Genomic DNA, 17,082 nt, shown 5'->3' on the forward strand with positions numbered 1-17,082 from the left:
GGCCATCCTGACAGAGCAAAGATCTGCAGCGTCGGCCCCTGGCCGGTGATCGTCTACCTCGGCCCGCCGGACGAATGCGATGCGGGCCGGGACTACGTAGGCAGGCCGGTGAGCCGGTGCGGCGCCACCAGTTGCAGGACGGCCTTCTTCAGCGCCCGGTTGATGTCGGGGTTGCGGCCGGGGACGTAAGAGCGGACCGGCTCGTAGCCGCATGCGGTGTACAGGGCGAGGGCGGCGGTGTTGTGGACGCCGGTCTCCAGCAGGACCTCGGTGTGGCCGCGGCCGAGTAGATCTTGTTCGAGAGCGGCGAGGATCCGGCGGCCTAGCCCTTGACCGCGGGCGGCGGGGGCCACGTACATCCGCTTGATCTCGGCTGTCGAGGGGCTGAGGGCGCGCCAGCCCCCGCAGGCCAGGGCCGGTCCGTCTCCGAGGCGGGCGAGGAGGAACTGGCCGTTGGGGGCGTCGAATTCCGCGCTGTCGGTGGCCTCGGGGTCGTCGGCGCTGCCGTAAGTGGCCATCTGCTCCTGGTGGAGGGCCCGAGTGAGGGTGCGGGCGTCGGCGGTGCCGTACGAGACGGCGGTGAGCGTCCACTGGGGGGCGGCCTGGAGCAGCGTCATGGTGTCGATAGTGCCGTGCGGAGGGCGTCCAGCGCATCCCCGTGCCCGGCTGCGCGCAGTTGGCGGCGGGCGGCTGTGCGGACGGTGGTGAGGAGGGTGCGGCACCGGATGGACTGCACTTGCGGGAGGGTCGGGGCGAGGGCGGTGATCCAGTGGGCTGTCGCCTCGGCGTCCCGGGCCCCGATGCTGGCGCGGACGAGGTGGATTCCGTGGAGGAGGCCGGAGCGGCGGTATCCGGTTGCCGTTCCCTGGGCGGCGATGGGGCCGAGGAGTTGGGCGGCTTCGGTGAGCAGGAGGGAGCGGCGTCCGCGGGTGTGGGCGGCAAGGTCGACGAGCGCTTGGCCCGCTTCGGCGTCGACCTGGTGGGAGGTGAAGTAGTACAGGGAGGGTGGGTCGTCGCTGTGACGCTGGCCGATCAGCTGTCGACATCGGTCGGTGGCCCGGCGGAAGGCGTCGAGGTCGCCGGCGGCGGCTTGGGCGGTGGCGAGCCGCCCCCATGCCCGTGCCTGGACCAGGGGAACGGCCTTCGCCGAGTGCTCGACCGCGGCGTGCGCGAAGCGCAGGGCCAGCCGCGGGTTTCCGCCGGCGGCGTGCTGGTAGGCGAGCATTCCGAGGGCGTTGGAGACGGTGTTCGTGTCGCCGGCGGCGCGCGCGATCCGGATGGCCAGGAGCTGGTAGCGGTGGCCGGCCGGGTCGAGGCCCGCGTCGAAGCTCATCCAGCCGGCGAGCTGGGAGGCGCTGGCGGCGTGCCGGAGGAGGCGGTTGCCGGTGGCGGCGTCGTAGCGGCCGGTGTGGATGAGGACCAGCGACTCGTGCAGGGCGATGCGGGCCTGGCGCTGGCTCAGGGGACTGCCGCCGGTGCGGTCGTCGAGGCGGCGCAGCGCGGCGAGCTGCTCGAAGAGCATGTCGACGAACTCCGGTGCGACGTAGTCGCCTTCGCCGTGGCCGGGGGTGGGTGGGGCCGGGGGTTGCCGGGTGGCGTCCCAGACGGCCGCGGTGAGGTACTCGGCGGCATCCGCGTGGACCAGCGCCGGTTCGACGGACCCGCTGGTCCACGCGGAGGCGGTGCGCAGGACATCCCCCAAGGGGAGGGGGCCGAGGAGCTCCTCGGTCTCGGCGGTCTCGACGGCAGGCTGGTCGAGGCCCCACAGCTGCGCCGAGGTGTAGCGCCGGCCGGTTGCCTCGGTCAGGACCACTGCCGCGACGTCGCGTACGGCGGGAGAGCGGGGCAGGTGCCCGCGCAGCCATTTGTAGCCCGCGGTGAGGTCCACCGGGGGGTGGCCCATGGCGTTCAGCCGCGGGTTGATGGCCTTCACCAGCTCGCGGGCCGACCACTTGGCGTGGTCCAGGGCGTCGGCGAGTACGAGGTGCGCCTGCTCGGGGGCGAGATCAGTCACCACGGCATGACGTTAGGTCACAATCGGTCGGGGTGGGGAGTTTCACGGGATTTCACGCTTGCCGTGCCCACTTCACATCCTTCACGGCGCGGGGCGCTGCCGGACACCGGGTGGTGGTGATGGGCTGGGCGGGTGCCGGTTTTCCTGCTCCTTCACGTTCTACGGTGGCTTTCATGATCCCTGCCTACGTTGCCGCGCTGCGCGCCCTGGTCGGCCCTGACCACGGGCTCTGGCTGCCGGGGGTGAACGCGGTCGTCCTGGATGCGGGGCGGGTGCTGCTACACCGCCGCTCCGACACTGGGGAGTGGTCGATCCTCAGTGGCATCCTCGACCCGGGAGAGGAGCCTGCCGCCGGTGTGGTGCGCGAGGTGAGGGAGGAGACGGGGATCACCGTGGTGGTGGAACGCCTCGCCGGGGTGACGGTGTCCCCCGAGGTGGTGCACACCAACGGGCACCGGGCGCAGTACTTGCAGCTGGTCTTCACGTGCCGGCCCGACGGGCCGGGCCAGGTGGCCCGGGTCGCCGACGACGAGTCGCTCGAGGTCGCCTGGTTCCCCGTGGACGCGCTGCCGCCGATGCGGGAGCGCACGCGCGAGCTGCTCATGATCGGTTTGGAGGAGCGGGAGCGGGCCTGGTTCCGGCCGGCGTGACGGTGTGGCGGATCACCTCGAACGCCTCGGCGGCGTCGTTGCCGATCTGGGCGCCGCGCAGCCGGGCCGCGGCCAGGACCGCTTCGGTGGAGCGGGTGTGCGGCCAGGGCCGCATCTCCGAGTCGTAGACCGCCAGGGCGCGTTCCTTGACGGTCAGCGCGGCGGGGGTGAGGGGCTGGAACCAGGTGGGGTGGAAGGGCCGCTGGCCCCATTCGGTGGCGGAGCGGACCTCCCAGGCCAGGACGGTCGTCACCGGGTGGCCGGGCTGGGGCCGGGTGGCGACGGCGACGGTCTCGGCGGTGATGCGGTGGTCCAGCGACAGGTCGGCGCTGCTGTGGGTGTAGACGATCGAGGGCTGCCAGCGCCGGATCGCCGCCTCGACGGTCTGGGTGACGGTCAGCCGGGGCGTGGTGTCGAAGGCGTTGTCGGGCAGGTCGGCGATCTCGACGTCGGCACCGTAGAGGGCGGCGGCCCGGTGGGCGCAGGTGCTGCGGTGGTCGAGGTCGTCGTAGCCGGGGCGGCTGGTGGAGCTGGCGCTCAGGATCAGGACGTGCACCTGGTCGCCGGCGGCGGCGTGCTCGGCCAGAGTGCCGCCGGCGCCCAGGGTCTCGTCGTCGGCGTGGGCGGCGACGGCCAGTACGGATCGGGGCGTGTTCACGGCGCTCCTCGTTGAGGGATCGGTCCGGGCCGCGGAGCCCGGTGACGGAAAGGGGGGATGGAGCCAGTGCGGACTGCGGGGCTTCCCGATGTCGACCTGCGGGTCGGGAGGGCGCGGATCGGTCGGGGGGTACAGGTCGGGGAGGGCACGGTGATCGTGGCCGACGACCTGGTGCTGGCGGACGGGGTGGTGGTGGGGCCGGGCTGCGATCTGCGCTCGGCCCACCTGGAGCTCGGGGCGGGCGCGCAGGTCGGCGTCGGCGGCCGGTGGTTGGTCGCGGACTCGGCCCGGCTGGGCGCGGGCTCGGTGGTGGACGCGGGCTCGGATGTGGTGTGCCGGGAGCTGGCGGTCGGCCAGGGCACCTACCTGGGGCAGCGGCTGCGGATCGGTGCGGGCGCGACGATGGAGGAGCGCTCGATCGTAAGGATCGGCGACGGCTGCCAGATCGCGCCGGACGTGACGCTGAACTGCACCGAGCCGGTGCTGATCGGCCACCAGGTGGGGATCAGCGCCGAAGTCGCCGTCTTCACCCACGGGTACCACGCCGGGCACCCGGTCCGGGACGGGCACGGCGCGTCGTTCGCGGGCGTCGAGCTCGGCGACGCGGTGTGGCTGGGCTTCCGATCGGTGGTGCTGCCCGGGGTGCGGGTGGGCGAGGGCACCGTGGTGGCCGCGAGTGCCACGGTGACCCGGACGCTGCCGGCCGGGGTGCTGGCCGCCGGGGTCCCCGCGGTGGTCAAGCGGGAGCTGCGGCCGCAGGCCCTGGACGAGCGCCGACGCCGCGAGGCGGTCGCCGCCCTGGTGACCGCCTGGCTGGAGCGGCTCGCCTTCAAGGGCCTGAGCGTGCGCGAGCTGCCCGGTACCGGAGTTCGGACCAGCTGGGAGGTCTCGGGCCGGGGCGGTGGCTGGCAGGTGCGCCTGGACACCGCGACGGTGTCGGTGGAGCTGCGGCCACGCGGCGGCGAGGCGGCGGTGTTCTCCTTCGCCGAGCCGCTGGCGGTGGCGGGGGTCCTGGACGAGGTCGGCCACGATCTGCGGGATTTCTACCGCCGGGCGACGTGGCTCTTCCCGTACGAGGTCAACAGCCGTGGCCTGGTGCCGGAGCGGTTCGCCCGGCTGCTGGACGGCGGGGCCGGGGCTGGTCATGGGCGGGATTCGAGGTAGGCGGCGAGTGCGGGGGTGATGCGGCCGGCCTGTGCGGCGCCGGCCATGCTCTCGGCGAGCTGGTGGCGGGTGCGGGCTCCGATGACGGGGATCACCGGGGCCGGGCGGTGGGCGCGCAGGTAGGCCAGGGCCAGGCCGTGCGGGGTCATCTGCAGCGCGGCGGCCGTCTGGTGGAGTTGGTCGCGGCGCTCGCGCCCGGCGGCGGTGTCGTAGGTGTGGGCGTGGTGGTCGGTGTGCCGGCCGCTGTGGCGGGTGGCCAGGTAGCCGGCGGCGAGGGTGCGGTAGGGGACGACGGTCATGCCGTGCTGGGCGGCCATGGCCAGGTGGCCGGGGTCGGCTTCGACGAGCCAGGGTTCCTCGGGCGGGTCGGCGCGGGGGATGAAGCTCCACAGCGGGGCGGTGACCGTCGGCGCGGTCAGGCGGGCCGCGGTGGCGTGGCCGGCCCAGGCGGTCAGGCGGGCGGTGGTCCAGTTGGAGGCGCCGACCTGCTCGGCGGTCCCTTCCCGGACGGCCCGGTCGGCGGCGTCCGCGATTTCGGCGACGGGCACGGCGGGGTCGTCGCGGTGCAGCAGCAGGACGACGGCCCGGCCCAGGCGCTGCGCGCTGCGGCGAGCGGAGGCGAGGATCGCCTCGGGCCGCAGGTCGCCTTGGTGGGGGCGGGCGGGGTCGAGCCCGGCCTTGGTGATCACCCGCATGCCGGTGGTGCCGCTGCCGCGCAGCCAGGTGCCGATCAGGGGCTCGGCCCGGCAGGCGCCGCCTGCCGGGCCGTAGGTGGGGGCAGTGTCGATGAGCCGGCCGCCGAGCTCCTGGTAGTCGTCGAGGAGTTGGCGGGCCCGCTCGTCGGGGATCGCCGCAGTGCCGAACTCGAAGGTGCCCAGCGCCGCCACGCCCGCGAGCGGGGTGGCGGCGCCGGTGGAGACGGGGGTCACCGCCCGGCTCCGGCCGGGGTCCAGGAGAGGGCGCGGACGCGGGCGGTCTCGGCCAGGAGCTCCTCGAACGGGCGCTGCGGCGGCAGGGGTCCGTAGGTGGCGGTGAACAGGTCCATGTCGGCGGTGAAGGAGCGGATCTCGTTGGGCCGGGGCTGGACGTGGGTGATGGAGCCGCGGCCGGTGGCGCGGATGACGGCCCGGGCCAGGTCGAGGACGGTGATGGACCGCCCCGAGCCGATGTTGACGACGGGCAGCAGCTGGTCGGCTTCCAGGATGCGGCCGAGCATGGCCGTGGTGGTGTCGATGTGGGTGAGGTCCCGGGCCTGGGTTCCGGTGCCCTCGATCGTCAGCGGCCGGTCGGCGAGGGCGGCGTCGACGAACGCCGGGATCACCGCGTCGGGGTCCTCCCACGGCCCGTACGTGTTGAAGAAGCGGACCGTGCCGATCTGCCGGCCGCGGCCCAGCTGCTGGCGGTAGATGTCGGCGAGGTGCTCGGTGGTGGCCTTCCCGGCCGCGTACGGGGAGCGGGGCTGGTGCGGGGCGTGTTCGGCGAGCGGGCCGCTTTGCTGGCCGTAGACCTCGCAGGAGGAGGCGAGCAGGAGGCGGCCGGCTCCGGAGGCGGCGAAGGTGTGGATCATGTGCCGGTCGGCGCTGGTGTTGTGCTCGAAGCCGCCCGGGGCGAACGAGGCGGGGACGGACTTGTGCGCGGCGAGGTGGACGATGGTGTGGAAGCCGTCTAGGTCGGCGGGGGTGAGGGTGCGGACGTCGCGTTCGACGAGGTGGTCGGGGCGGGGCCGGGGCGAGTGGACGGACAGGTCGTCCAGCGCGGTGACGGTGTGTCCGGCGGTGCGCAGGGCGGTGGTGAGGGCGGAGCCGATGAAGCCGGCCGCGCCGGTGATCAGCAGGTTCACGAGCGGTCCTTGGCGAGGTCGAGGGTGTCGAGGTAGGCGGCCAGGGCGGCGGGGTCCTGGTAGGTGTGGGCGCGGATGCCGAGCGCGGTCGCGGCGTCGGTGACGATGGCGATGTCGTCGACGAGGACGAGATGCTCGCGGGTGGTGTGGTGGGCGGCGGCGACGTGGTCGAAGAACTCGGCGCTGGGCTTGGTGGCCCCGATCTCGTGCGAGCAGTGCACGGCGTCCAGCACCGGCAGCTCCTCGCGGAACAGATGGCGCCAGAACGCGGCGTGCAGCACGTTGGTGTTGGAGACCCCGACGACGGCGTCGAAGCGCCCACGGACCGCCGGGCTGGCCAGCAGCGCGAGCAGGGTGGCGTCGGTGGTCCCGTAGATCGAGTTCCAGCCCCGCTCCAGCTGCTCGTCGCTGAGGTCCACCGCCAGGAGGTGGCGCAGGTGCTCCATGTAGACGGCAGGCTCGATCTCTCCACGCTCGAAGGCGTCGAACGGGGCGTCGATCAGCCAGCGCTCCCGCAGTTGCTCCGGGTCCTGCCCGGCGGCGGTGGCCCACGCGGCGATGGCCTTCAGGAAGGAGTAGCTGAAGAAGACGCCGCCCATGTCGACGAGCAGGACGCGGCGGGGTCGGTCAGGTGAGGGCACGGGTGGTCTCCAGTGCAGGCAGCAGGTGGCGGTAGTGGACGGCGATCAGGTCGCGGCGGGGTTTTCCGGTGGAGGTGACTAGGAGGAGCTCGGGCCACCGGTCGGGCAGGACGTGGACGGCGGACAGGTCGCAGTAGGGCAGGTCGCCGGCGCGCCGGGCCGTCTCGACGCCGTGGTGGAGGTCCGCTTCCAGGGCGGCGACCTGTTCGGGAAGCCAGCCTTCGGTGCCCGGGGCCGAGACCAGGGCGACGGCGTGGGGCAGGCCGGGGCCGAGCAGGCACGCGGCGTCGACCTCGGGGTGGGCGAGCAGGTGGGCCTCGACCGGCTCGGGGTTGATCATCTCGCCCGCTCCGGTCTTGAACGCGGCCCCGATCCGGCCGCTCAGCCTCGGCCCGCCCGCCGCGTTCTCGTCAGGGCTCACCCGGTCGCCGGTGTGCAGCCAGCCGTCCGGGTCGGTGACCGGGTTCAGCTGCGGCCACTGTTCGACGTACCCGGCAGCCATGTGGGGGCCGCGCAGCAGGAGTTGTCCGTCGTCGTCGATCCGGTGTTCCACGGCGACCGGCCGTCCCAACCCGGGGGTGGTGGCGTCGTCCTGGTGGAAGGTGGGCACGGTGGTCTCGGTCGCGCCGTAGGCGCCGCAGATTCGAAGTCCCGTGTGCCGGTGGAGGGCCTCGGCGACCGTGCGGTCGAGGGCGGCGGCGCCGTTGACGGCGGTGCGCACCCCGGCCAGGGCCTGCCGGAGCCGCTGTCCGGCGTTGCCCGGCTGCTCGCAGGCGGCGGCCAGGCGGGCCCAGATCTGGGGGACTCCGAGGAGGGTGTCCGTCCGGTGCCGGATCAGGTCGTCTTCGAGGCGGGCCGGGGTGGATGCGACGACGGTGGTCCCGTACAGGCACATCAGGGTGTGCCCCATGATCCGCTGGGCGACGTGGGAGACGGGCAGGTAGGACAGGGCTCTCGCGGGCCGGCCCGCCCAGTGGGCGGTCCAGGTGTCGGTGCCGTGCACCAGGGCCGCCTCGGTGAGGGCGACGGCGCGCGGCACACCGGTGGTGCCGGAGGTGAACACGATCGTGGCGGTCTGCTCCAGGCGGCGCGCGGCCAGGCGCCGGGCCATGGTGCGCCACTGCGCGGGTGTGCCGCCCGGCCGGGTGCTGCGCTCGTCCACCGTGTGTACCGGCGTCCGGGTCTGGTCGGCGACGTCGGCGAGCTCCCGGTCGCCGACGGTGTCGAGGACGGCGGCGGGATCCACCACCGGCCACAGCGCGTCGAGTTGGGCGCGGGTCAGGTCCGGGAGGACGGCGGGCACGCCGCCTGCCAGGAGCACGGCCAAGTCCGCGATGCTGAACAGCGGGGCCGGCTCGGTGCGCAGCAGCACGACGCGCCCGGCCACCTCGGCGGTGGCACGCAGTTGCTGGGCGAGGGTCAGCGCTCGTCCGAGCACCTCGTCGAACGTCCAGACCGCGCCGTTGAGGCCGATGATGGCCGGCAGCTTGCCGGGATGGGCGAGGAAGCGGGGCAGGAGGCGGTCGGCCATCACAGTTCCCTGGCGGTGGTCGCGGTCAGGTGGTGGGCTCCGGCGAGCTGGTGGCCGCGGGCGGCGACCAGGGCGTGCCGGGAGATCGTCAGGGCGTCGCGCCAGCAGCCCTCCAGGCCCGCGGCGCGGTGGATCGCGGCCGCCCCGGCGGCATCGAACAGCGTGCGGCACGCCTGTTCGGCGGCCTCGGCCATCTGGCAGCAGGCCGTGCGCAGCAGGGCCCGCTGCCCGGGGCTGACCTGGCCGGCCAGTGCGCTGCTCCACGCGGTGCCGGTCGCGGCGTCCAGCAGGCCGGCCGCGGCGCGGAGGCGGCCGTCGGCCCGGTCGAAGGCGGTCTGGACGGCGGGCTGGCCGGCCATCGGCCCGCTGCCGTAGCGGGTGGCGGTGGTCGAGGCGAGGGTGGCGAACGCGGTCAGGGCCCGCTCGCCGGTTGCGCGGGCGACCTCGGCGATGCACCCGGCCAGCAACCCGTAGAGGGGGTAGCGGTACAGCGCCCCGTCCGCCAGCGGCGGGTCGGTCAGGCTGATGCTGTGCGCGGGCGGCACCAGGGTGTCGCAGGCCACGGTGTAGGAGGCGCTGCCCCGCAGCCCGAGCGCGTCCCAGTCCTCCTCGACGGCCAGCTGGCCGCGCGGGACGAGCCACCAGCGCGGGGCCGCCGTACCGGAGGCGTCGGCCGGGGCCGCGAGGGCGGCCAGGGTCATTACCGGTGCGCCGGTGACCAGCGGCCAGCGCCCCCGCAGTCGCACCCCATCGCCTTCCCGCTCGGCCAGGCCGACCGGCAGCGAGGAGCCGGCGACCACCGGGGCGGCGCCGGCCAGGTCGCGGGCCACCTGCGCCGGCAGGCGGGACAGGAACGCCCCGGCCGGGCCGTGGATCGCCGCCACCCATCCGGCGGCGGGGTCCGCGAGGGCGACCTCGCGCACCGCCGCGAGGATCTGCGGCACGTCCCACTGAAGGCCGCCGCAGTCCGCGGGCACCGCGGCCCGGGGCAGCGCCGACGCGGTCAGCGCCTCCCACACCCGAGGGTGCAGCGTCCCGTGCTGCTCCCCGAACTCCCGGTGCTCGCCAGCCGTTCGGCTCAACTGCCCCACCGCCACGAGGGCGGGCTGGTCGTGGACAAGGGTCATCGCGATCTCCAAACGGGTCAGGTCGGGCACAAGGCGAAGGGCGCCGCCGTCGGCGGCGAGTGGAGCAGAAAGAGGTCAGCGCAGTCCGGGGCCGGCGAGCAGGTCGCGCAGCACGGGGGCGACCGTGTCCAGGAGGTCGCCCGTTAGCCAGCCCGGTCCCGCCTCCCGGGCCAGCACCTCGCCGGCGGCGCCGACCAGGTGGCAGGCCAGCGCCGCCGCGTCGGCGGGCGCCAACAGCTGGGCGAGCAGCGCGGCGGCGACGCCGGCGAGGACGTCTCCCGTACCGTGCCGGGCCAGGCCCGGGTGCCCGGCGGGCACCAGATAGCTCCGGGTGCCGTCGGCGATCCGGTCCGGATCGCCCTTGGCCACCAGCACCGCGCCGGTCTCCCGGGCCGCGTCGGCCAGCGCTGCCCAGTCGACCGCCTCGCGCCGGACCGGCGGGCCGGGGGCGGTGAGGAGGGCGTGGGCCTCGGGGTGGTTGAGCAGCACCAGGTCGGCGCCGAGGCGCCGAAGGCGCTGCCGGGCGCGGGGGCCGCCGCCCAGCGAGCCGTCGACCACCAGCGCCGTGCCCCGATCGCGGTCCCGGGCCTCTTCCAGGGCGTCGAGCACCTTCCCGGCCAGCGGACTGCCGCCCAGCCCGGGACCGACCAGCCACACCACCCGGCCCCGCGCCGCCGTCTGCGCGAGGCCCTGGGCCATCCGCCGCGACACCCCGGCCACGGTGTCCACGGCCGTGGCGTCGAGTTCGGGCCCCAGCCCCGCGATCAGGTGCGCCTCCAGCGCCACCTGTTGCGCTGCCGGTGCGGGCGGCGCGGCGACCCGCACGCCGTGCGCCCCGGCCCGGCGGGCCGCCAGCGCCGCCACGTACGGCGGCGCGGGGTACTCCCGCGAGCCGCCGATCACCAGCACCAGCCCGCCGTCGCCCTTCACTCCCCCGCCGGCCACCGCGGCGGCCCGAAGCGCCAACTCCCGGGCAGCGAAAGCGTCCACGCGTACGACATCCTTGTCCTCGCCGCCGCGAACTTGGCGGTATGACGATTCGTCAGTCGCTACGCTCGGAGGTGACACCCGCGCCGACACCCGGCGCCGGGCCGCTTCGAGGGGACCTTCGTGACCGCTTCCACCCGTACCTGGCCGCACCTGCTCGCCACCCTCCTGCGCGGCGAGGACCTGACGGCGGACGACACCAGGTGGGCGATGCGCGCGGTCATGGACGACGACCACGAGCCCGTCGCCCTCGCCGGGTTCCTCGTCGCCCTGCGCGCCAAGGGCGAGAGCCCCGCCGAGCTCAGCGGCCTGCTCGACGCCCTCATGGAACGCGTCGTGCCCCTGCCCGTCGACGGCACGGGCATGCTCGACATCGTCGGCACCGGCGGCGACGGCGCGCACACCGTCAACATCTCCACCATGGCCGCGATCGTCACCGCCGCCGCCGGCGTGCCGGTGGTCAAGAACGGCGGCCGCTCCGTCTCCAGCAAGAGCGGCTCCGCCGACGTCCTGGAACAGCTCGGCGTACCCCTCACCCTCGGCCCCGAGCAGGTCGCCCGCTGCGTCACCGAGGTCGGCATCGGCTTCACCTTCGCCCCGGCCTTCCACCGGGGCCTGCGCCACGCCTCCCCCGTACGCCGCATCCTGGGCGTGCCCACCGCCGTCAACTACATCGCGCCGCTGACGAACCCGGCCCGCCCCGGGGCCGCCCTGGTCGGCTGCTCCAACCTCCAGCTCGCCCCCGTCCTGGCTTCCGTGCTCGCAGGCCGCGGCACCCGGGCCCTGGTCGTCCGCGGCCACGACGGTCTGGACGAGATCACCACCGCCGACGTCACCGACGTGTGGAGCGCCGACGAGACCGGCGTGCGCAAGTCCACGTTCGACACCGCCCGCTTCGGTCTTCACCGCCCCAGCCCGGACGCACTGCGCGGCGGGGACGCCGCCTACAACGCCGACGCCGTCCACACCGTGCTCGCCGGCGCCCCGGGGGCCGCTCGCGACGCCGTCCTCGCCAACTCCGCCGGAGCCCTCGCCGCCCACAACGCCACCGCCGCACTCGAGGACGCCTTCGCCGACGGCCTGGACCGGGCCCGCACCGCCATCGACAGCGGAGCCGCCGCCGACCTCCTCTCCCGCTGGACCAAGCTCGCTGCCGAGCTGGCCGCGCCGCACTGACCCCCTCACCGCGGTCACCGCCGTGGCCCGCCGGTCAGCAGCGGGACCAGCCGCGACCAGCGCGAGACCGCCTCCCACCGCGGCCCCATGCCCGCAGCGGCGATGTCGCGCAGCAGCTCCGCGAACGCCTCCCCCCGCCTGCTCGGCACCCGGCCCCCGGCGGCGCCCAGCGCGGCTCGGCCGGACGACGGCTCCGGGTAGGCAGCCACCACCGCGGCCAGCGCAGCCTCCACGGCCGGGCCCGACCCGTCCGGGCCGGACACGTGGGAGGACGCCACCAGCGCGGCCCGCTCCCGCCAGGGCAGGAACACCGCCAACTCCCGTACGACATCCAGCGGATCGTCGCTGGTGTGCACCATCGTCAGAAGCCGGTTGGGGCTCCCCGCCACCTCACGCAGCGAGTCGGCCTCGCGCCGTCCGGGCGCGTTGCCGCCCTTCAAGCGGGTCAGGCGCCGCGCGGCATCACCGTCCCGGTGCCGGTACAACACCAGCAGCCCCGGCCCCAGCCCCACCACCGCGTCCAGGAGCAGCAGCCGCTCCGCGGTCGCACGCCGCAGCTGCCACCACCACAGCGCCCGCACCCCGGCCCGCTCCAGCTGAACCACGCTCGCGCCGACCGGCGTGAACCCCGCCGCCTCCACCCTCGCGAGGACGTCCACCGCAGCACCGGCCGCCACAACGTCCGGCCGCAGCCACAGCAGTGCCGTCTCCCCAGCGAACCGCTGCGCCTCGCCGGTCCCGAGCACCCCGGCGAGCGTCGCCCAGCCCTCCCGCACCAGCGGATCGACGGCGTACTGCCGGCGCTTCTCCGCATCCCGCGTCAGCCGCTCAAGGTCAGGGGTGGGCATGTCCGCCCACCCCTGGCCCGTGGCCGCCACCGGCCTCACGGATGTCCCCACCGCGATCCCCTCCCACTTCCAGCGGACGTGTTCCGCGACCAGCACACCGCGGGCGGCGGGTCGGCCCCAGTGGGCAAGGGCGTGAAGACCGTGAACGCCGGATCGTTTGCGTGAATCCGCGTGAAACCGGATCCGGCCCGCCGAGAGGCCAAGTCCGGAGCCGCCGACTGCCGGGCTCCCGCACGCCTCCCGATGACGCAGAAGCCGACGCTGACGCTGGCGGGTGACGCTGCCGCGCTCGCCGGGCTGCCGCGTTGACGTGGGGTTTTCTCCCGGCCGGGTGGTCGGCGGACGCTGATGACGCTCGGGCGCGCCATGTCTCCGGCCCCCTACTTCCCTTCTCTCTTCTCCAGTGAGATGGGGTACGAGAGCGTCATCAGCGTCATCGCCACACGGCACACCACGAGAACCTGCAGGTCACAACCACTCCACTCCGGGCCGCCGGGTTGTCCTGTGTCACCGAGTCGTCCCTGATGCGGTCGCTCTGACCTGCGATGAGGAATCTTGAATGGCGAAGTGACCGTGAACTGCGGGTGCCGCCGCTCGGAGATGCGGAGAGTTTTCGCCAGTGGATCTTGCTGGATCATGAGGATGCTTGGCGAGTGCTGCTGTGGCGAGTTCGATTGCGTCGGGGTAGATGGCGGCGTCTGCGTAGGCGTCGAGGTCGGTCGAGATGCCGCAGTGGTAATTGCGGGTCTGCAGTGCGAGGAGCCGGTATCTCCAGTGGTGTGGGACGGCGGCTGGGGAGGCCGGCCAGGGCGGGACGGCTTCGACCGCGGCTTGGTGGGCGAGGGTGAGTTGCTGGGGTGTGAAGCGGCGTAGGAGGCGGTTCGCCCGGTGTTGGGCGGTGGTGATCTCGGGGCATGTGGCGAGGTCGAGGTGGGGTTCTCCGAGATCGCTGAGCCAGATTCCGTGCCGCGTGCAGACCCTCTTGTGAATCGGGAGGTGGACGGGAACGGGCTCGCGGATGCCGAGACGGGCAGAGCACCTGTGGCAGGCAGTTGTGGCCCGGACGGGGCTTTCATCGGTGCCGAAGGCGGGGAGTGCGTTGGCCAGGCCAGCGGGAGTGGTGCTGGTGAGGCGAGCAAGTTCGTGCAGGGCCCTGGTGGCTGCGGGGGCGAGCATGTGGTGCTGGGCTCGATCGTCGAGGTTGTTGGTCTTCGTGGAGAACCAGGCGGGCAGTACTGCCAGTACCTCGGTGACGGTGAGGTGGTTGGCCTGGGCGATGCGGGCCAGGTAGGAGTTGAGGGTTTCTCCTGCGACCGGGGCGACTCGCTGTGGCAGCACCGGCGTCCGCTCGTGCCTGCGGGCGAGTGTGCGGGACATCCCGGATGAGATCTGAGGATCTTCCTCCTGCGAGTTGGTTTCCTGACGGCCGGCCAGGACCAGCAGGCGCCGTCGGCGGTCCAGCTCGCGGTAGAAGGTTCTCTGGCTTCCCCGGAAGCCGAGGTCGGATACCTCTTTGAACAGAACGCTGGTCCGCAGGTGCGGATCTTCGGCGAGTCGCTGACGGCAGTAGCTGGCGAGGGGTTCGGTGAGCAGGCTTGACCGTGGGGCCCGAATCCCCGGCGTTCTGCGGCCGCTGATGTAGTCGCGGACGGTCTGGTGGCTGTGGCCGATATGGTCAGCGATGGACTGCACCGGCCATCCGGCCGCATGCAGGATGAGGATCTTCTCGGCTCGCTCTCGGGGCAGCATGGGTATTGATCACGTAGCGGGTGGCCGTGGGGACTGGGAAGTGAAGTCGGCGTCGACGGCGTCGAGGCCCTTCTTGGTGATCATCTCGGTGCCGTCCAGGATGGCGTTGATGGCGGCGCCGCGGATCAGCCAGAGCAGGCTTCCGATCATCCCGTGGGTTCGCTGGTGCAGGTAGCGGTCGAGCCGGGTTAGGGAACCGGGCCGGTGGCGGTGGAGCCTGAGGCTGTCCTCCAGGGCGGCGATCAGCGCGGTCCACTGCTGGTTCTGGCCGAATGGGCCGGTGCGGACCATGCCGAACCGGCCGGCGATCTGCTCTCCTCGAGGGCCGGAGAGCAGTCCGGTGCGTTCCAGGCTGATTCCGGCATAGACGAAGGTGGCCGGGATGCGTTCGGAGAAATACTTCAGGGTGTCGGAGGCTTCGGCGCCGGCGCGTGTGGCGGTGTTGAGGTTGTGGAGTTCGTCGACCGCGACGAGGGTCACATGGGCGTCCGTACTGACGCCGCAGACGGCGTCGGCGATGTCGGTGATGTTGCTCCTGGTGGAGATCGGCAGGTCGAAGAACCGGGCGAACTCCATCGCGATCATCTTGGGGGTGGCGGCGGGTGGGACGGTGATGTAGATGACCGGGATGTCGCTGGAGGAATTCGGGTGACGCCGTCTGTGGATTACCTCGACGGTCTTGCCGAGTTGGGTGAGCGCGGTGGTCTTGCCGGTTCTGGCGGGGCCGGACACCATCAGGCCGCATCGTCCGTAGTGGGCGTTCTTGTTCATCTGGATCAGGCGGCGGCCCGAGGTGATGACCTGGCGGATCGTGGGAGTCTGGACCACCAGCAACCTTGAGTGGTGGTCGATGCGGTCATCGTCGTAGCAGGCTCGTTTGTCGTCCGCGAGACCCGACCAGATCGCCTCGGGCAGCAGTTCCGGCACTGCGGGAATCTCGGTGACGAACCCGCGCCAGCCCGGCAGGGTGGTCAGCTGCAGATGCCCGTACCCGTCTGCGGAATCCCCGCTCTGCCCCGGCCCGCGGCTCACCACCGCTTGTCCGCTTCGGTGAACGGGTCAAAGATCGGCATCGGTATCACCTTGGCGATGTTCTCCTCGGGAGCGTCGTCGGCCGGGCCCGCTTCGCCGTCGGCAACGCGATCGGCAGGGGGTCCCTCGGGCGCGACGGGGGTGGAGGGCGGACTGGACTTGGTGCGGGCGACGACACGCCGGTCCCGGCGGCTGAGCCCGGCTCTGCTGCCCGCGCCACCACTGTCCGCCGGGCCCTGATGGGCTCGTCGCAGCAGATCGGCGACTGCGTCGGCGAGTTGCTCCTCACTCGCTCCGGGCAGGGTGCGGCGGGTGTGGTCCCAAGCGAGTTCGCCGAACGGGGCGGCGACGCGGTGCAGTTGTTTCCAGAACAGGGTGATCCAGCCGCCCTTCCAATGGTCACGGACCCAGATGCGGGACACGTCGTAAGGGTCGTAGTGGATCTCCCACAGATCCTTGCGGTCCTTGACGCCTGACCGCTGCTGCCGCAGAGGGTTAAGGGCCTCGTCGTCGTAGGTCCGGTGCTTGATCTTCACGCCGTAGGCGTTGATCGCCCGCCAGGTCGCGGGCAGCAACTCGATGTAGTCGTCGGCCGACAACGCGACCGGGACATAGCCGGCCGTCTCGACGAGAGCGGCGTACTTCTCATTCGGGCTGAACATCCGCCCCGGGTGAAGCGGGTCGCGCAGTCCGTCGTGGGGCCGGCTCTGCCAGACCACGATCCACTCGTCCAGAAGTTCCTGCAGCTCCACCAAGGACCAGAGCGGCTGTTGTTCGACGTGCCGGCCGCGACGTTCGGCGTTGAAGCCGGTGTAACCGGCCAGGAACTGGGCGAACAGAGTTCCGACGGAACCCAGCATCCGCTCTATGTGGCCCTTCTCCCAGCCCGATGCGTCGTGCACCGGCTGGAAGTTGATGCCCAGAAAGTTGCAGGAGGCCCGGAAGTTGCGGGAGATGAACACTTTCCCCTGGTCGACCACGATGGTCTCGGGGACGATGACCGGCCGGGCGGCTGCGTGCTCCAGACGGGCGTCGATGTCCAGCAGCCGCCTGAACGGCAACGCCGAGCGTGACATCGCCAGCGCCTGGGCCCAGCCGGGCCGCATCGGCTCGGGGGTGACGGTGCGGGCCAGCAACACGCTGGCGTCCACTGACTTGGTCGTCGGCCGCAGCACCGCCGCGGTGAGGCTCCTGGTGGCGACATCGATCATGCCGGTCAGATCCACTCGGGCGGGGACCCCATCGTCCAGGCGGACCAGCACGTCCAGCGGGGTGGAGTCCATCTGCATCAGCTCGCCCGGCGCCGCCGCACTTCTTTCGCCGAACGGCCCATCGGGGCGGTCTGCCAGCGACCGGCGAGTGCGGGCCGATCCGGTGGTGTGCTTGCCCGCCGACAGTTTCTCCAGCAGCCGGTAGAGACTGCGCTGTGACGGCAGCTCCACGACACCCCGACCGTGATCTGCTTCCAGGATCTGGCCTGTCCTCCAGAAAAGGTAAGTCGCCGTCCGGGTGGAACCCTGGGCGGCCTCTGCGACCGCCTTCTGCATTGCCTCCACCACCAGCGGGTCCACCCGGCCGTGCGCGCTGATGGGCTTGGCAGACCGGTGGTCGGCCATCCCGACCACTCCGCGGGCCTCATAGCGGCGGCGCCGTTTGGTGATCGCG

The 17,082-nt window shown here is 73.0% G+C and carries 16 protein-coding genes; 3 read left to right on the forward strand and 13 right to left on the reverse strand.

What is annotated here, in order from left to right; all coding sequences use genetic code 11:
• Window positions 1-92 precede the first annotated feature (92 nt).
• Entirely contained in the window at window positions 93-617 is a 525-nt protein-coding gene (locus ACIO5D_RS17085) for a GNAT family N-acetyltransferase (RefSeq protein ID WP_400796017.1), read from the reverse strand.
• A complete protein-coding gene (locus tag ACIO5D_RS17090; RefSeq protein WP_400796020.1) occupies window positions 614-2,017 on the reverse strand; it encodes a hypothetical protein in 1,404 nt (467 codons plus the stop codon). Before ACIO5D_RS17090 ends, ACIO5D_RS17085 begins: the two co-directional genes overlap by 4 nt.
• A 170-nt stretch (window positions 2,018-2,187) precedes the next feature.
• On the opposite strand from ACIO5D_RS17090, the gene ACIO5D_RS17095 reads away from it, so the two are divergent.
• Window positions 2,188-2,664 carry an NUDIX hydrolase gene (locus ACIO5D_RS17095; RefSeq protein WP_400796023.1) on the forward strand — a complete coding sequence of 159 codons (477 nt, stop codon included), beginning with the start codon at window positions 2,188-2,190 and terminating at the stop codon, window positions 2,662-2,664.
• Here ACIO5D_RS17095 and ACIO5D_RS17100 read toward each other — a convergent pair.
• Window positions 2,615-3,322: a PIG-L deacetylase family protein gene (locus ACIO5D_RS17100; protein ID WP_400796026.1), complete on the reverse strand. Its 708-nt coding sequence runs from the start codon at window positions 3,320-3,322 to the stop codon at window positions 2,615-2,617. The two genes, ACIO5D_RS17095 and ACIO5D_RS17100, sit on opposite strands and share 50 nt — an antisense overlap.
• Window positions 3,323-3,472: 150 nt before the next feature.
• Here ACIO5D_RS17100 and ACIO5D_RS17105 point away from each other — a divergent pair, with 150 nt between their 5' ends.
• The gene (locus tag ACIO5D_RS17105) at window positions 3,473-4,486 is read left to right on the forward strand and encodes an acyltransferase (protein ID WP_400796029.1); all 1,014 of its coding nucleotides are present in this window, start codon (window positions 3,473-3,475) and stop codon (window positions 4,484-4,486) included.
• Here ACIO5D_RS17105 and ACIO5D_RS17110 read toward each other — a convergent pair.
• From ACIO5D_RS17110 to ACIO5D_RS17135, 6 genes are all read right to left on the reverse strand, one after another.
• On the reverse strand, window positions 4,465-5,415 hold the full coding sequence (locus tag ACIO5D_RS17110) for an aldo/keto reductase (protein ID WP_400796032.1): 951 nt from the start codon (window positions 5,413-5,415) through the stop codon (window positions 4,465-4,467). The genes ACIO5D_RS17105 and ACIO5D_RS17110 overlap by 22 nt on opposite strands.
• A complete protein-coding gene (locus tag ACIO5D_RS17115) occupies window positions 5,412-6,326 on the reverse strand; it encodes an NAD-dependent epimerase/dehydratase family protein (RefSeq protein ID WP_400796035.1) in 915 nt (304 codons plus the stop codon). Before ACIO5D_RS17115 ends, ACIO5D_RS17110 begins: the two co-directional genes overlap by 4 nt.
• Window positions 6,323-6,967 (reverse strand): hypothetical protein, encoded by a 645-nt coding sequence (locus ACIO5D_RS17120; protein WP_400796038.1) that lies wholly within the window; start codon window positions 6,965-6,967, stop codon window positions 6,323-6,325. The genes ACIO5D_RS17115 and ACIO5D_RS17120 overlap by 4 nt, the downstream gene beginning before the upstream one ends.
• Complete coding sequence (locus tag ACIO5D_RS17125; protein WP_400796041.1) at window positions 6,954-8,498, reverse strand: AMP-binding protein; 1,545 nt, start codon at window positions 8,496-8,498, stop codon at window positions 6,954-6,956. The genes ACIO5D_RS17120 and ACIO5D_RS17125 overlap by 14 nt, the downstream gene beginning before the upstream one ends.
• Complete coding sequence (locus tag ACIO5D_RS17130) at window positions 8,498-9,625, reverse strand: hypothetical protein (protein ID WP_400796044.1); 1,128 nt, start codon at window positions 9,623-9,625, stop codon at window positions 8,498-8,500. Before ACIO5D_RS17130 ends, ACIO5D_RS17125 begins: the two co-directional genes overlap by 1 nt.
• Before the next feature lie 75 nt (window positions 9,626-9,700).
• Complete coding sequence (locus ACIO5D_RS17135; RefSeq protein WP_400796047.1) at window positions 9,701-10,615, reverse strand: NAD(P)H-hydrate dehydratase; 915 nt, start codon at window positions 10,613-10,615, stop codon at window positions 9,701-9,703.
• A gap of 120 nt (window positions 10,616-10,735) precedes the next feature.
• Between ACIO5D_RS17135 and trpD the strand changes: the two genes are divergently transcribed.
• Window positions 10,736-11,788, forward strand: coding sequence for an anthranilate phosphoribosyltransferase (gene trpD / locus ACIO5D_RS17140; protein ID WP_400796050.1), 1,053 nt, complete (start codon window positions 10,736-10,738; stop codon window positions 11,786-11,788).
• A gap of 14 nt (window positions 11,789-11,802) precedes the next feature.
• On the opposite strand, the gene ACIO5D_RS17145 is transcribed toward trpD, so the two are convergent.
• From ACIO5D_RS17145 to ACIO5D_RS17160, 4 genes are all read right to left on the reverse strand, one after another.
• A complete protein-coding gene (locus tag ACIO5D_RS17145) occupies window positions 11,803-12,636 on the reverse strand; it encodes a nucleoside-diphosphate kinase (protein ID WP_400796052.1) in 834 nt (277 codons plus the stop codon).
• Between the two features lie 507 nt (window positions 12,637-13,143).
• Window positions 13,144-14,385 carry a TniQ family protein gene (locus tag ACIO5D_RS17150; RefSeq protein WP_400796055.1) on the reverse strand — a complete coding sequence of 414 codons (1,242 nt, stop codon included), beginning with the start codon at window positions 14,383-14,385 and terminating at the stop codon, window positions 13,144-13,146.
• A gap of 9 nt (window positions 14,386-14,394) precedes the next feature.
• Complete coding sequence (locus tag ACIO5D_RS17155; protein ID WP_400796058.1) at window positions 14,395-15,417, reverse strand: TniB family NTP-binding protein; 1,023 nt, start codon at window positions 15,415-15,417, stop codon at window positions 14,395-14,397.
• Entirely contained in the window at window positions 15,414-16,964 is a 1,551-nt protein-coding gene (locus ACIO5D_RS17160; protein WP_400796093.1) for a Mu transposase C-terminal domain-containing protein, read from the reverse strand. Before ACIO5D_RS17160 ends, ACIO5D_RS17155 begins: the two co-directional genes overlap by 4 nt.
• Window positions 16,965-17,082: the final 118 nt, after the last annotated feature.

The organism is Kitasatospora sp. NPDC087315 (assembly GCF_044744345.1).
Classification (GTDB): Bacteria; Actinomycetota; Actinomycetes; order Streptomycetales; family Streptomycetaceae; genus Kitasatospora.

Excerpts from the sequence above, each read along its gene's own strand:
- ACIO5D_RS17085 (WP_400796017.1), bottom strand. The coding sequence starts at position 617 with ATGACGCTGCTCCAGGCCGCCCCCCAGTGGACGCTCACCGCCGTCTCG.
- ACIO5D_RS17145 (WP_400796052.1), bottom strand. The coding sequence starts at position 12,636 with ATGCCCACCCCTGACCTTGAGCGGCTGACGCGGGATGCGGAGAAGCGC.
- ACIO5D_RS17160 (WP_400796093.1), bottom strand. The coding sequence starts at position 16,964 with ATGCAGAAGGCGGTCGCAGAGGCCGCCCAGGGTTCCACCCGGACGGCG.
- ACIO5D_RS17130 (WP_400796044.1), bottom strand. The coding sequence starts at position 9,625 with ATGACCCTTGTCCACGACCAGCCCGCCCTCGTGGCGGTGGGGCAGTTG.
- ACIO5D_RS17095 (WP_400796023.1), top strand. The coding sequence starts at position 2,188 with ATGATCCCTGCCTACGTTGCCGCGCTGCGCGCCCTGGTCGGCCCTGAC.
- ACIO5D_RS17125 (WP_400796041.1), bottom strand. The coding sequence starts at position 8,498 with ATGGCCGACCGCCTCCTGCCCCGCTTCCTCGCCCATCCCGGCAAGCTG.
- ACIO5D_RS17150 (WP_400796055.1), bottom strand. The coding sequence starts at position 14,385 with ATGCTGCCCCGAGAGCGAGCCGAGAAGATCCTCATCCTGCATGCGGCC.